The organism is Bradyrhizobium sp. B120, assembly GCF_049075665.1.
Classification (GTDB): Bacteria; Pseudomonadota; Alphaproteobacteria; order Rhizobiales; family Xanthobacteraceae; genus Bradyrhizobium.
The window spans coordinates 58,828-72,846 of the sequence record NZ_CP185242.1 but is presented as its reverse complement, the minus strand read 5'-3'; the positions used below and the strand labels follow the sequence as shown (position 1 = coordinate 72,846).

The following is a 14,019-nucleotide window of genomic DNA, read 5'->3' as shown; positions in this document are numbered from 1 at the left end:
GCCTTCGGGCGGCGACAACCCAGCCGAATTTTGGCGCATGGTTCGGAAGCCGGCTCTTCCCGCCGGATCATGCTCAGCGCAGGAATTGACCGTGTCCGACCTCGCAACGCTCGAAACATCCATCCTCGACCAGATCGCCTCGGCCGCTGACGAGGCCGCCCTCGAGGCGGTGCGCGTCTCGGCGCTCGGCAAGAAGGGCTCGATCTCGGCGCTTCTCGCGACCCTCGGCAAGATGTCGCCGGAAGAGCGCAAGACCGAGGGCGCGAAGATCAACCTCGCCAAGGACGCGGTGACGCAGGCGCTCGCGGCAAAGCGCGACGTGCTGAAGGCGGCCGCGCTCGATGCGCGCCTCGCCGCCGAGACCATCGACGTCACGCTGCCGCTGCGCGAGACGCCGGCGGAGACCGGCCGCATCCATCCGTTGAGCCAGGTGTGGGACGAACTCACCACGATCTTCGCCGACATGGGCTTTGCGGTGGCCGAAGGTCCCGACATCGAGACCGACGACTACAACTTCACCAAGCTGAATTTCCCCGAGGGACATCCGGCGCGCGAGATGCACGACACCTTCTTCTTCAATCCGAAGGAGGACGGCACGCGCATGCTGCTGCGGACCCACACCTCGCCGGTGCAGGTGCGCACCATGCTCACGCAGAAGCCGCCGATCCGCGTGATCTGCCCGGGCCGCACCTATCGCATCGACTCGGACGCGACCCACACGCCGCAATTCCACCAGGTCGAGGGCCTCGTGATCGACAAGGGCTCGCATCTCGGCCACCTGAAGTGGATCCTGCACGAGTTCTGCAAGGCGTTCTTCGAGGTCGACTACATCAACATGCGGTTCCGGCCGTCGTTCTTCCCGTTCACCGAGCCGTCGCTCGAGGTCGACATCCAATGCCGCCGCGACAAGGGCGAGATTCGCTTCGGCGAGGGCGAGGACTGGATGGAGATTCTCGGCTGCGGCATGGTGCACCCGAACGTGCTGCGCGCCTGCGGCATCGATCCCGACGTCTACCAGGGCTTTGCCTGGGGCATGGGCATCGACCGCATCGCGATGCTGAAATACGGCATCGCCGACCTCCGCCAGCTGTTCGAGAACGACATCCGCTGGCTCAACCACTACGGCTTCAAGCCGCTCGATATCCCGACCATCGCGGGCGGGCTCAGCACGTGATGTCGACACCAGGACACCCGTACGCGAGGACTTTCTCCGTTCCCTCCCCCACAAGGGGGGAGGGAACGGAGAGACCGAGCAAGATAAGTCTGTAACCACCAACAAGAACCGAGGCATGCAGCCGTGAAGTTCACCCTCTCCTGGCTGAAGGAACATCTCGAGACCGACGAGCCGCTCGACAAGCTCGCCGACAAGCTCACCATGATCGGGCTTGAGGTCGAGAACATCGAGGACAAGGCGAAGGCGCTCGCGCCGTTCACCATCGCGCGCGTGATCTCGGCCGAGCAGCATCCCAATGCCGACCGGCTGCGCGTCTGCATGGTCGACACCGGCGACGGCGGTGCGCCGGTGCAGGTGGTGTGCGGCGCGCCGAATGCGCGTGCGGGGCTGATCAGCGTGTTCTCGCCGCCCGGCACCTACATTCCCGGCAAGGACATCACGCTCGGCGTCGGTACCATCCGCGGCGTCGAGAGCCGCGGCATGCTGTGCTCGGCGGCCGAATTGCAGATCTCGGAAGACCACGACGGCATCATGGAGCTGCCGGCAGACGCGCCGCTCGGCAAGGGCTATGCCGACTGGGCCGGTCTCGGCGATCCCGTCATCGAGATCAACTTGACGCCGAACCGGCAGGATTGCACCGGCGTGCACGGCATCGCGCGCGATCTGTCCGCCGCCGACATGGGCAAGTTCAAGGACCCGGGCATCAAGCAAGTCAAGGGCGAATTCCCCTGCCCGGTTCAGGTCAAGGTGGAAGACGCCACGCTGTGTCCGGGCTTCGCGCTGCGGCTGGTGCGCGGCGTGAAAAACGGTCCGTCGCCGGAATGGCTGCAGAAGCGGCTGACCTCGATCGGCCTGCGCCCGATCAACGCGCTGGTCGACATCACCAACTTCATGACCTACGACCGCGCCCGTCCGCTACACGTGTTCGACGCGAAGAAGGTGACGGGCAATCTCACCGTCCGCCGCGCGAAAGAAGGCGAGACGTTGCTCGCGCTCGACGGCCGCACCTACACGCTCGACAGCAATGTCTGCGTGATCGCGGACGAGCACGGCGTCGAGTCACTGGCCGGCATCATGGGCGGCGAAGCCTCGGGCTGCGACGACAACACCACCGACGTGCTGATCGAATCGGCGCTGTGGAACGAAATCAACATCGCGCAGACCGGCCGCAAGCTCGGCATCAATTCGGATGCGCGCTACCGCTTCGAGCGCGGCGTCGATCCGGCCTTCATGGTGCCCGGGCTCGAGCTCGCGACCAAGCTGGTGCTGGAGCTGTGCGGCGGCACGCCGTCCGAGAACGTCGTGGTCGGCAAGCAATTCGGCGAGGACCGCGTCATCGATTTCCCGCTCAGCGAGGTGAAGCGCCTTGCCGGCATCGAGGTGCCGCTGGTCGAGGTGAAGCTGATCCTCACCCGGCTCGGCTTCATGCTGGCCGGCAACGGTCCCGTCGTGAAGGTCGCAGTCCCGTCCTGGCGCACCGACGTGCAGGGCAAGGCCGACATCGTCGAAGAGATCGTGCGCATCGTCGGCGTCGACAAGGTGCCGATGACGCCGTTCGATCGTGGCGAGGAGCCGCGCAAGCCGGTGCTGACGGCGATGCAGCAGCGCACCCGCCGCGCCAAGCGCGCGCTCGGCGTCCGCGGCCTGGTAGAGGCCGTGACCTGGTCGTTCATTACCAATGACGCGGCAAAACTGTTCGGCGGCGGCCAGAGCGAGCTGGTGCTCGCCAACCCGATCGCGGCCGATCTCTCCGACATGCGGCCGAGCCTGCTGCCCGGCCTCGTCGGGGCGGCTCAGGCCAACATCAACCGCGGCACTCCCGATGTCGCGTTGTTCGAGGTCGGCCAGGTGTTCCGCGGCGACAAGCCCGAGGACCAGCTCGTGGCCGCCTCCGGCGTGCGCCATGGCTACGCCTCGTCGAAGGGGATCGGGCGGCACTGGACCGGCGCGACGACGGCGGATGCAATGGATGCCAAGGCCGACGCCTTCGCCGTGCTGGCAGCCGCCGGCGCGCCGATGCAGGCGCTGCAGATCGTCCCCGGCGGTCCGGCGTGGCTGCATCCGGGACGTTCCGGCACCATCCAGATCGGCCCGCAGAACGTGCTCGGATATTTCGGCGAGCTGCATCCGCGCGCGGCCGAGGCGCTCGGCGCCGACGGCCCGATGATCGTGTTCGAGGTGATCCTCGAGCGGATCCCGCAAGCCAAGCAGAAGGCGACGCGCGCCAAGCCGGTGCTGGAGCTCTCGGCGTTCCAGCCGGTGTCGCGCGACTTCGCCTTCATTGTCGACCGCAGCGTCAAGGCCGGCGACATCGTCCGCGCGGCGCAGAATGTCGACAAGAAGCTGATCACCGACGTGACCGTGTTCGACGTCTACGAAGGCAAGGGCATCGATCCCGACAAGAAGTCGATCGCGATTGCAGTGACGATCCAGCCGCGCGAGAAGACGATGACCGACCAGGAGATCGACGCCGTCGCCGCCAAGGTCGTCGCCGAGGTGACGAAGAAGACCGGCGGCACGCTGCGGGCGTGATGCGGGCTGCGTCGGTGGTGGAAGCACGCGCAGCCCCACCACCGTCACCCTGAGGAGGCCGCGTAGCGGCCGTCTCGAAGGGGCGACGGCCCAACTGTGGCCGATTCATCCTTCGAGGCTCGCTCCGCTCGCACCTCAGGATGACGGGTCTGGCAGAAGTGCAGTTTGTTAGAGCCGTAGTGTGAGCGGGCACTCCGGACAGAACATCGAACCTCACTTCCAGCCCCTCCCATGACCTCCTTCACCCTCCTCCCCTCCGACACCTCGACCAGTATTGCGCTTGCGATTTGCGCGATTGCCTTCGTGTCGGGCACCGCGCGCGGCTTCTCGGGCTTCGGCTCGGCACTGATCTTCATGCCGCTGGCGAGCAGCGTCGCGGCACCGCGGCTGGTGGCGGCGCTGCTGCTCATCATCGATTTCGTCGCCGCCACGCCGCTGCTGCCGAACGCCTGGACCCATGCCGATCGCAAGGCGACCGCGGTCATGGTCGCCGGCGCGCTGGTCGGTGTTCCCGTCGGCACCTATTTCCTGACGGTGCTCGAGCCGGTGACCACGCGCTGGATCATCTCCTGCTTCGTCGCGGCGCTGCTCGTGCTGCTGCTGTCGGGCTGGCGCTACCACGGCAAGGATCACGCCGCGCTCTCGATCGGCGTCGGCGGCCTCTCCGGCTTCTGCAGCGGCCTCGCGCAGACCGGTGGCCCGCCGATCGTCGCCTACTGGCTCGGACGCCCGATCTCGTCGGTGATCTCGCGCGCCAACATCGTGCTGTTCTTCGGCGCCTCGGATTTCTTCTCGCTGGTCAGCTACTGGTTCACCGGATTGATCACGATCGAATCGGTCAAGTTCTCGCTGATCGTCGGCCCGATCTACGGCATCGGCGTCTGGTTCGGCGCCTCGCTGTTCGGCAAGGCAAGCGAGCAGGTGTTTCGCGCGATCTGCTACGCGCTGATTGCGGCGGCCGTCATCGTCGGCCTACCGGCGCTTGATGGCATTCTGCGCGGCGGCTAGGGTCCAGAAAATAATCAGGGAGAGAACCGATGATCGACCGCCGCAATGCATTGAAACTGGCGCTCGGCAGCGCCGCTCTGCTCGCGGCACCTGGCGTGCGCGCGCAGGGCGCAAAGCCGCGCACCCGCATTGTGTTCCTCGGCACCAAGGGCGGACCGCGGGTCGGCATCGGCGCCTCCAACCCCGCCAATCTCGTCGTCGTCAACGACACGCCGTTCGTGATCGATTGCGGCATGGGCGTCAGCCGGCAGCTGGTCAACGCCGGCGTGCCGATCCCGTCCGTGAAGTACATCTTCATCAGCCATCACCATTCCGATCACAATCTGGAATACGGCAATTTGTTCTACAACGGCTGGGCGGCCGGCCTCGCGACGCCGATCCATTCGTTCGGTCCCAAGGGCATCGAGGCGATGACCAAGGACTATTGGGAGCTGAACAAGTTCGACGTCGAGACCCGGATCGCGGACGAAGGCCGGCCCGACCCGCGCAAGCTGCTGATCGCGAAGGACATCACCGACGACGGCGTGGTGCTGAAGACGCCTGACGTCACCGTCACCGCGTTCCGCACGCCGCATCCGCCCATCGTCGACAACTTCGCCTACAAGTTCGAGACGCCGGACGGCACGATCGTGTTCTCCAGCGACACCGCCTACAATCCGAAGCTCGCCGAATTCGCCAAGGGTGCCGACGTGCTGGTGCACGAATGCCTCTACATTCCCGCGGTCGATCGGCTGGTGGCGAAGACCAAGAACGGCGCGACCTTGAAGAAGCATCTGCTCGACAGCCACACCTCGACCGAGGACGTCGGCCGCATCGCAGCCGCCGCCGGCGTCAAGACGCTGGTGCTGAGCCATTTCGTCCCCGGCGACGACCCTGATGTCACCGACGAGGACTGGACCAGGGATGTGAAGACGAATTTCAAGGGCCGCATCGTGGTGGCCAAGGATCTGATGGAGCTGAAGCTGCCGGTGTGAGGCGGCGCAACAAACTCGCCGTCGTCCCGGGCAAGCGAAGCGCGACCCGGGACCCATAACCACAGGCCATCATTGCGGCGCAACGCTGGGGCCACAGCTCGCTTCCGCAATTAGGTTCAGTGGTTATGGGTCCCTGCTTTCGCAGGGACGACAGCTGTTATGCAGCAGCTATTTGCCCATACATCCGGTAGCGCGGCCTGATCTCAACCCACCATCAATTCATCGGTCCCGCAGAGCGCGGCGAGCGGTGCTTGCGCTTTGCGGCGGGCGCTGCGGGCTCCGGTGTCGCATCCTTCACCCCGCCGATCCTGCGCAGCGCGGCGTCGGCGGCGCGCTCGCCGCTTTCCCAGGCGCCGTCGACCGTGCCCCACAGCGTCTCGTGCGTGGCCTCGCCCGCGAGATAGATCGCGCCGATCGGCTCGGACAGGATCCTGCGGGAGAATTGCGCGCCGGGTACTGCCGCCGACATCGCGCCGAGGATGAAGGGCTGTGCATTCCAGCGCGTCGCGCTGGTCTTCTTCACGGCAGCGCCGACCTCGCTGCCATAGAGCTTCGTCAGCCATTCCACCGCGAAAGCAGTCATCGCCTTCTCGCCCTGCCCGGACAGGTCGCGGCCGAACGCGCCTGCAACGTCGATCGTGCACAGCGAGGAGCCCGCGATGTTGCCGTAAAGCAGCGCCGTCTTGGTCGAATTGCTCTGCTCGATGACGACGTCGTCGCGCGACAACCCGAGCGGATTGCCGGGGATCTGCAACGCGATGCGATCGTAGCTGCCGAGGCCCAGCTTGGCGGCGGCGTCGAGCGCACGCTTCGGCAGCTCGGGCGCAAACTTGATGTTGCCGCTCGCGAGCACGTTGCTCGACACCGTGACGATGGCGGCGCGCGCGGTGATCTTGCCGGAGGCCGTCTCGACCATCACGTCGCGATTGCTCCACAGGATACGCTGCGCCGGTGTCGACAGCGCCAGCGGTAGCCCGTCGCCGAGTTTTGCGATCAGCGCGCCGAGCCCCTGCCGGCAAGCGATCGCGGTGTTGCGATCCTGCGCGCGCACCTTGTCGACGGCCGAAAGGTCCTTCAGATCCTTGCCGCTGAAATTGGCGCCGAGCAGGAATTCCGCGGTGCCGGCCCAATCGCCGAGATCCTTCGGCATGACCGCGGCGCAGGCGATATCGGCCTTGCGCGAGGCGTCGTCGATGGCGCGATTGGCGCGCACCAGCGCCGCCAGAAACTCCTCGGTCTCGCCGGGGCGGGCGTAGCGCCGGCCGATGCGGATCTTCTGCCCTGCGGGCGCGGTGACGATGTCGAGGCCTGCGGCGCGCGCCAGCCGGATCATCGGATTGGTTTCGGGATTGTGCATCCAGCGCGCGCCGCGGTCGAACGGCACCTCGAAGGTCGATGCATCGGTCTGGCAGCGGCCGCCGACCTGGCCGGACGCCTCCACCACGATCACCTTGCGGTTCGCGGCGGCGATCCGTCGCGCCGCGGCAATGCCCGCGGCACCCGCACCGATCACCACGATGTCGGCCTCGCGCGGCAGCGGCGCAGCGACAACCCGGCCGCCCAGCACGGGCGCCAGCACCAGAGCTGCGGACGCCGACAGGAAATCGCGGCGGGTCACTGTCATGACATAGCTTCTGGCATGGTTTCCGGGGACTTGCAGAAAATGGGAACGCTTCGCGAACTGTGCCGCATCTCACCGACCGCAGCAACCATCATGGTAAATCAATCATGATTGATCCGCTGATGGCATGAACTAAATTGCAACGGCTTGCGACCATGATTAAGTGAACACAAGCGGTCGTAGAACCGCTGGGGGGAATTCATGGGCGTAATGCTCGATACCGTCGGTAAATGGATCGCGGGGTACCTGCAGAAGGAAGTCCCCGGTTACGAGCCGTTCACGCCGAGCGACCCGGACCATCTGCGGGGCATCATGCAGCCCGGCGATGTGCTGCTGGTCGAGGGCAACAACCGGATTTCCGGCATCATCAAATACCTCACGCAATCGACCTGGTCGCATGCCGCGCTTTTCGTTGGACCGATCGACGGCGCATTCGAGCCTGACGGCGAACAGCATGTGCTCATCGAGGCCAATATCGGCGAAGGCGTGACCTCCGCGCCGCTGTCGAAATACCTGTCCTATCACACCCGTCTCTGCCGCCCGGTCGGGCTGTCCTTCGAGGACCGCACCACGGTGTGCCGCTACGCCATCAACCGCATCGGCTTCGGTTACGACACCAAGAACATCGTCGATCTCGCGCGTTTCCTGTTTCCGTTGCCGATCCCGCAGCGCTGGCGGCGCCGCATGATCGCGTTCGGCTCCGGCGATCCGACCAAGATCATCTGCTCGGCGCTGATCGCGCAGGCGTTCGACGCCGTGCGCTATCCGATCCTGCCCAAGATCACGCGTGCTGCCAGCCGCAAGGCGCGCCGCGAGATCCTGCACATCCGCGATTCCTCGCTCTACATGCCGCGCGACTTCGACATCTCGCCCTATTTCGAAGTCGTCAAACCCACCATCGTGCACGGTTTCGACTACACGGCCCTGCACTGGGCCGACAAGCAGAAGCCGCTCCAGGAGGTAGCCGGCGAATTCAGTGTGTTTCCAGAGCACAAGTCGCCGCCGCTCGTTCCTGAAGCGATTGACGAAGAGGCGGCGCTTCCGGCTGCGGAAGTGACCGCGGCCGAAACCGCACCGGTGTGACCGGCGCAGGCGTCAGGCGCGACATGTCGAGCGCTGACCGTCTCGACCCCGGTCTGGAATCCGTCTCATCGCCCGGCTCCGCCGTTGAGTTCTCGCGCTCGCATCACTAGGGTGCGCGCGCTTCATACCTGCTTTCATTCGGTAGTTTTACGGTGCTTTCGCTTATCAATTTCTCGGCGATGGCTGCCGCGTCGGACAAGGATCCGGCGCGCTGGCGCCGTCCATTGATCAAATGGCTGGAGGGAATCGAGACCGGGTGGTCGATCCCGGTTCTGCTCGTCCTCTTTGTCGCGACCTGGACCACGTATCTCGTCATCGCCTATCTCGGCGCCGGCCTGCATCCGGACGTGCTCGAGACCTGGACGCTCGGCCGGCACCTCGCATGGGGATACCCCAAGCATCCGCCGTTGATGGGCTGGATCACGCGGGGATGGACGGCGATCTTCCCCTTGACCGACTGGTCGCTGCAGCTGATGGCAATGGTCAACGCGGCCGTGGCGCTGTGGGCGGTCGACCTGATCGCCCGCCGCTTTGTCCGTGGCGAGAAGCGGGCGATCGTGCTGCTGCTGTTGATGTTGCTGCCGGTCTATCAATTCCACGCCCAGCGCTTCAATGCGAACACGGTGCTGCTGGCAGTCTGGCCGCTGGCGACCTACTGCTTCCTGCGTGCGTTCGAGGCGCCCAGGCAGCTCGGCTGGGCGATCGCGGCGGGCGCGGCGTGCGCAGTCGCGATGCTCGGCAAATATTATTCGATCTTCCTGATCGCGAGCTTCGTCTCCGCGGCCGTGCTGCATCCGGATCGCCGCCGCTATCTGCTATCGGCCTCACCCTGGATCTCGGCGTTGGCCGGCATGCTGGTGCTTGGCCCGCATCTGCACTGGCTCGCCACCACAGGAGCAACGACGTTCGACTATGCGCTCGCGCATGCCGGCGCCGATCATGTCGCCGCGCTATGGGAAGTCACCTACTTCATCACCGGCCTGATCGCGGCGATCGCGATCGCGGCGGTGACCTGGGTGTTCATTGCCGGCCCGCGGCTGGCGCGGCTGCCGGCCGATTTCCGCGCGATAAACCCAGGGCTCCGTTTGCTGCTGCTGGTCGCAATCGGGACCATCCTGTTTCCGGTGACCGTCTCGCTCGCGATCGGCACCGACCTGCCGTCGCTCTGGGCGGTGCAGGGTCTCTTCCTGTTCGTGATTCCGATCGTGTGTGCAACGAGCTACCCGATCGAGCGCTTCTACGCGGTCAACCTGACCGTCATGGTGGCCGGGATCGCCATTCTCGCGGTCACCGTCGGCGCTCCGATCCATGCCCTCTATCGCAACACTTATGGCTATGAAGAAGGCCGCGACTTCTATCACGCCGCCGCGACCGAGCTCACCGCGCGATGGCGCGAGGCGGCCGGGACACCGCTCGCCGCCGTCAGCGGCGACGACGCGCTCGCTTTCGCTGCCGCTTTCTACAGTCCGGACCATCCGCGCTACGCCCGGCCATTCGCCTATCAGTACACTTGGGGATTGCCGCGCAAGACCACGCTCGATCGCGGCTGGGCTGCATTGTGTTTCGCCGACCAGCCGGATTGCCTGAGCTGGATGGAGCGCACGACGTTGCGCGCGACCGACGTCTTTCGCTCCGAGTTCGATGCCCAGGCGACGCTGCTGGGCAGGCTGGGCCGGATACGGCGGGTCGTGATGCTGATCGTACCGCCTTATCGCGAAACACCCCCTGTGCAGCCCGATGTCGAGGATTTCAGCTCGAGCCGCCGCGCGCGCGACTGATCAGAACGTCGCCGCCAGCGTCAGGCGTACGGCAAGCGGCTCGGCGGGATGCACATGACGGTCGGCGACGCCGTCGATCGGCTCGCCCGGCAGCCGCGACAGATAGTCATATTCAATCTGGTTGGTTTGCGCGTTGAAGAGATTGAGGACATCGAGCTGCAGCCGCATGCCGTTGTCGAATTTGTAGCCGGCGCGGGCGTTGACGATGAACGACGACAGCGAACGGACGCTGTCGTCCTCGATCAGCGGGCGCGGGCCGAAATAGCGGGCGCGCAGGCTGCCGAACCAGCCGGTCTCGCGGCTGAAGGTGACGCCGCCGCTGGCGACCCAGCTCGGCGCTCCCGGGATGAAGTTGCCGACCGGATCATAATCCGTGAAGCGCGCGCGGGTATAGGCGAGGTCAAAGTCGAGACTCATCCACGGCAGCAGTTTGTACTGGTTGGTCCACTCGACGCCGACGCGCCGGCTCGGCCGGCTCGGCTCCGTGGTGCCGGCATCGCCGACGAACAGCAGTTCAGAATCGAAGTCGAGCACGAACACCGCAAGCGACGAGTTGAGACCGTCGATTGCCTTGGTGCGGATGCCGAGCTCCGCACCCTTCGAGCGCACCAAGAGCGGCACGCGTTCGAGCGGCGTCACCTTGTCGTTGGGATCGACGGCAATGGTCGCGCCGCGGATATCGTTGGAATGCAGGCCGAAGCCGGCATTGCCGTAGAACTCGGTCTTGGACCAGGGACCGAGCACGATGCCGGCCTTCGGGCTCGCCATCGCCGCCTGCGCGTTGCCGGAATTCTGCGGCGTGTCGCTCAGCACATGGCCGGCAAAATAATCCTCGCGGATGCCGACCGTGGTGCGCAGCCAGTCGGTCCAGCGCGCGGTGGTATCGGCCCACAGCGCGACGCTGCCCTCCTGCACCTGGTCGTTGCGCACCGAGGACAGGATCTCGCGCTGCGCGGTCTTGAACAGGCCGACATTGATGTCGTCGTAGCGGGTCTGCACGCCGACCCGGGTCTGGGTATCGATGCCGGCGATGCGGATATCGGCGGCGTGGCTGGCATCGAAGCCATAGACGGTGCGCTTGTCGGTCTGGCTGAACTGGTCGCCATTGACGGGGTCGTCGAGAAAATAGGTGAAGTCGTTGTAGAGCTGCAACGACGAGCGGATCACGTAGGCGTTGAGCTTGGTCTGCCCGTAGTCGCTGGACTGCGCCCAATTGCCCGACAGGCTGAAGCGGCTGGAGGTGCCGCCGTCGGTCGGATCGAGCGAGCCGTAACGGCCGATCAGGCCCTGATCGATGGCGCGCTGCGCGACCTGGTCGGTCGAATTCCAGCCGTTGGAATAGGCCATCGCAGTCAGCGAGAAGCCGTCAGTCGCGGTGCCCTGGCTGTAGCGCACGACGCCGTTGAGCTTGCGGATTTCGTCGGGCACGTCCCACGGGCCGTCGTATGTGTTGGCCTCGTAAGCTGCGAGCAGCGTCCCCTCACCGACCCTGGTCGAGCCCGCGGCCATCGCGCGCTGATAGCCGAAACTGCCGGCGGTGATCTCGACGATGTTCTTCGAAAGCCGATCGAGGTAGTTGACGTCGACGGCGCCGGCGGACGCGAAGTCGCCCTTGTCGGCGTAATACGGACCCTTGCGGACATCCATCGACTGGATCAGCTCCGGGATCAGGAAGTTGATGTCGGCATAGCCCTGGCCGTGACCATGGGTCGGCATGTTGACCGGCATGCCGTCGACGGTGATGGCGAGATCGGTGCCGTGGTCGAGATTGAAGCCGCGCAGAAAATACTGGTTGGCTTTGCCTTCGCCGGAATGCTGGGTGACGATCAGACCCGGCACCGCCTCCAGGACTTCGCCGACGCGCGAGACCGGCCGCGCGTTGACCTCGTCGCCGCTGATCTGCCGTTCGCTGGCGGCGGTCGGTTGCAGGTTGGAGGCAGACATGGTTGCAGATTGGCCGGTGATGCCGCTGGTCGCGGGCACAGGCGGGCTCGCTTGCGGTGCGACGGGCTTACGGCCGCGGGCCGCGACATGGTGCGGACGTTGCGATGGCCTGGCACGCTTGGGCTGCGCTCGATCTGGCGAGGTCACCGTCACCGGCGGCAGTTGCCCGGGCGCTGCGGGAAGCGTCTGCGCTTCGGCGACCGGCGCGAATGCTGCAATGGATGCGGCGGCGGGAAATATCCGCCATGCAGTACGACGCAACGCCCATGCCCCCGCATGACCCTGTTACAGTCACGCGGCGACCGCACCAGCTTAAATCAATCCCGGCACAGCGACGCTAGCAAGCACGATATGACGTTTCAAGAATAATGTCATACCGCCGCGCCGACCACCCAACACGGATAGTCCATGCAACGCATCACCATCACCATCGAGGATGATCTGCTCGCGGAGATCGACGCCGCCGCCGAGGCGCGCGGCTATCAGAACCGCTCCGAGATCATCCGCGACCTCGCGCGCGCCGGCTTGCAGCAGAGCGCGGAAGACGCGCCATCAGGGCAATGCGTCGCGGCGCTGGTCTATGTCTACGATCACGCCGCGCGCGACCTGTCGAAGCGGCTGGTGCAGAATTTCCACGGCCATCACGACCTGTCGCTGGCGACGCTGCATGTCCATCTCGACGACGACAGCTGCATGGAGGTGACCGCGCTGAAGGGCCCGAGCGGCGAGGTCCGCCATCTCGCCGATCACATCATCGCCGAGCGCGGCGTGCGTTACGGCCGCGTCGTGATGATCCCGACGGCGGCGGGCAAGAAGCCGCGCAAGCGGGGGCATCGGCATGACTGAGGCCCCGTAGCCCGGATGGAGCGCAGCGCAATCCGGGGCCTACGGTCCGCGGATGGACCGTCCCGGATTTCGCTTCGCTTCATCCGGGCTACACGACGAATTCGCTACGCCGCTTTCGCCTTGGCGCCGCGCGGCAGGCCGGCGCGGGCGAGGCCGCCATAGAGCTGCTCGTTCGGCATCTCGGCCTTCAGGATCGCGCGCACCTCGATCAGGCGGTCGAGATCGACGCCGGTCGGAAATCCCTTGCTCTCGCAGAGGAAGACGAGATCCTCGAACACGACATTGCCGGTGGCGCCCGGCGCGAACGGGCAGCCGCCGAGACCGCCGAGCGAGCCGTCGAGTACACGGGCGCCCTCATCGAGCGCTGCGGAGGCATTCGCGATACCCATGCCGCGGGTGTCGTGCAGATGGACGCAGACCGGCTTGGAACCTGCGATCTTGACCGCGCCGCGCGTCAGCTCGCCGACCTGCTTCGGCCCGGCATAGCCAACGGTATCGGCAATCGCGACCATGTCGACGCCGACCTCGTAGAGCTTCTCGGTGAGGCGCAGCACCTCCTTCGGATCGACCGCACCCACGATCGAGCAGCCCAGCCCCATCGAGATCGCGGCATTGACCAGCGGCTTGTGCGCGCTGGCGTCGCGCAGCTCGCAAAGGCGCTTGATGTTCTCGATCGCCGACTCGCGCGAACGGTTGGCATTGGCCTGGCTGTGCTCCTCGGTTGCCGACACCACCGAGGCGATCTCGGCGACACCGGAGGCCAGCGCCTCGTTGACGCCGCGCTCGTTCAGCGCCAGCGCGACACCATGCGCCCCGGGCAGCGCGGCGATGGTCGCGATGACATCGCGGACATCGACGAATTGCGGAAAGGTCTTGGCCGGCAGGAACGAGCCGACCTCGAAGTGCCTGACGCCGGCGGCATATTCATCGCGCACCCAGCGCTGCTTCGCGGCGGTGGACGGGAATGTCTTCACGAGCTGCAGGCCGTCGCGCAGGCCGACTTCGCGCAAGCTTACCTTGTCGTTGGGATAGATATCGTGGACGCGGGTCATGTCAGCC

The 14,019-nt window shown here is 65.8% G+C and carries 10 protein-coding genes; 7 read left to right on the top strand and 3 right to left on the bottom strand.

The annotated features are described in order from the left end of the window. Window positions 1–91: 91 nt before the first annotated feature. The 4 genes from pheS (at window position 92) to ACOIX3_RS00340 (ending at window position 5,688) form a co-directional block, all read left to right on the top strand. On the top strand, window positions 92–1,174 hold the full coding sequence (gene pheS, locus ACOIX3_RS00355; RefSeq protein WP_420967895.1) for a phenylalanine--tRNA ligase subunit alpha: 1,083 nt from the start codon (window positions 92–94) through the stop codon (window positions 1,172–1,174). A gap of 123 nt (window positions 1,175–1,297) precedes the next feature. After that, entirely contained in the window at window positions 1,298–3,706 is a 2,409-nt protein-coding gene (gene pheT, locus ACOIX3_RS00350) for a phenylalanine--tRNA ligase subunit beta (RefSeq protein WP_420967894.1), read from the top strand. 231 nt (window positions 3,707–3,937) lie between these two features. Next, window positions 3,938–4,714, top strand: a complete 777-nt coding sequence (locus ACOIX3_RS00345) for a sulfite exporter TauE/SafE family protein (RefSeq protein WP_420967893.1) — start codon at window positions 3,938–3,940, stop codon at window positions 4,712–4,714. A 29-nt stretch (window positions 4,715–4,743) separates the two neighbouring features. Beyond that, entirely contained in the window at window positions 4,744–5,688 is a 945-nt protein-coding gene (locus ACOIX3_RS00340) for an MBL fold metallo-hydrolase (protein ID WP_420967892.1), read from the top strand. A 214-nt stretch (window positions 5,689–5,902) separates the two neighbouring features. On the opposite strand, the gene ACOIX3_RS00335 is transcribed toward ACOIX3_RS00340, so the two are convergent. Further along, the gene (locus ACOIX3_RS00335) at window positions 5,903–7,312 is read right to left on the bottom strand and encodes a flavin monoamine oxidase family protein (RefSeq protein WP_420967891.1); all 1,410 of its coding nucleotides are present in this window, start codon (window positions 7,310–7,312) and stop codon (window positions 5,903–5,905) included. A 198-nt stretch (window positions 7,313–7,510) separates the two neighbouring features. On the opposite strand from ACOIX3_RS00335, the gene ACOIX3_RS00330 reads away from it, so the two are divergent. After that, a complete protein-coding gene (locus ACOIX3_RS00330) occupies window positions 7,511–8,392 on the top strand; it encodes a YiiX/YebB-like N1pC/P60 family cysteine hydrolase (RefSeq protein WP_298371262.1) in 882 nt (293 codons plus the stop codon). 179 nt (window positions 8,393–8,571) lie between these two features. Next, a complete protein-coding gene (locus ACOIX3_RS00325; RefSeq protein ID WP_420971939.1) occupies window positions 8,572–10,170 on the top strand; it encodes a glycosyltransferase family 39 protein in 1,599 nt (532 codons plus the stop codon). On the opposite strand, the gene ACOIX3_RS00320 is transcribed toward ACOIX3_RS00325, so the two are convergent. After that, window positions 10,171–12,114, bottom strand: coding sequence for a TonB-dependent receptor (locus ACOIX3_RS00320; RefSeq protein ID WP_420971938.1), 1,944 nt, complete (start codon window positions 12,112–12,114; stop codon window positions 10,171–10,173). Window positions 12,115–12,522: 408 nt separating this feature from the next. Between ACOIX3_RS00320 and nikR the strand changes: the two genes are divergently transcribed. Then, on the top strand, window positions 12,523–12,960 hold the full coding sequence (nikR, locus tag ACOIX3_RS00315) for a nickel-responsive transcriptional regulator NikR (protein WP_420967890.1): 438 nt from the start codon (window positions 12,523–12,525) through the stop codon (window positions 12,958–12,960). Between the two features lie 104 nt (window positions 12,961–13,064). On the opposite strand, the gene ACOIX3_RS00310 is transcribed toward nikR, so the two are convergent. After that, complete coding sequence (locus tag ACOIX3_RS00310) at window positions 13,065–14,012, bottom strand: hydroxymethylglutaryl-CoA lyase (RefSeq protein ID WP_420967889.1); 948 nt, start codon at window positions 14,010–14,012, stop codon at window positions 13,065–13,067. Between the last annotated feature and the right edge of the window lie 7 nt (window positions 14,013–14,019).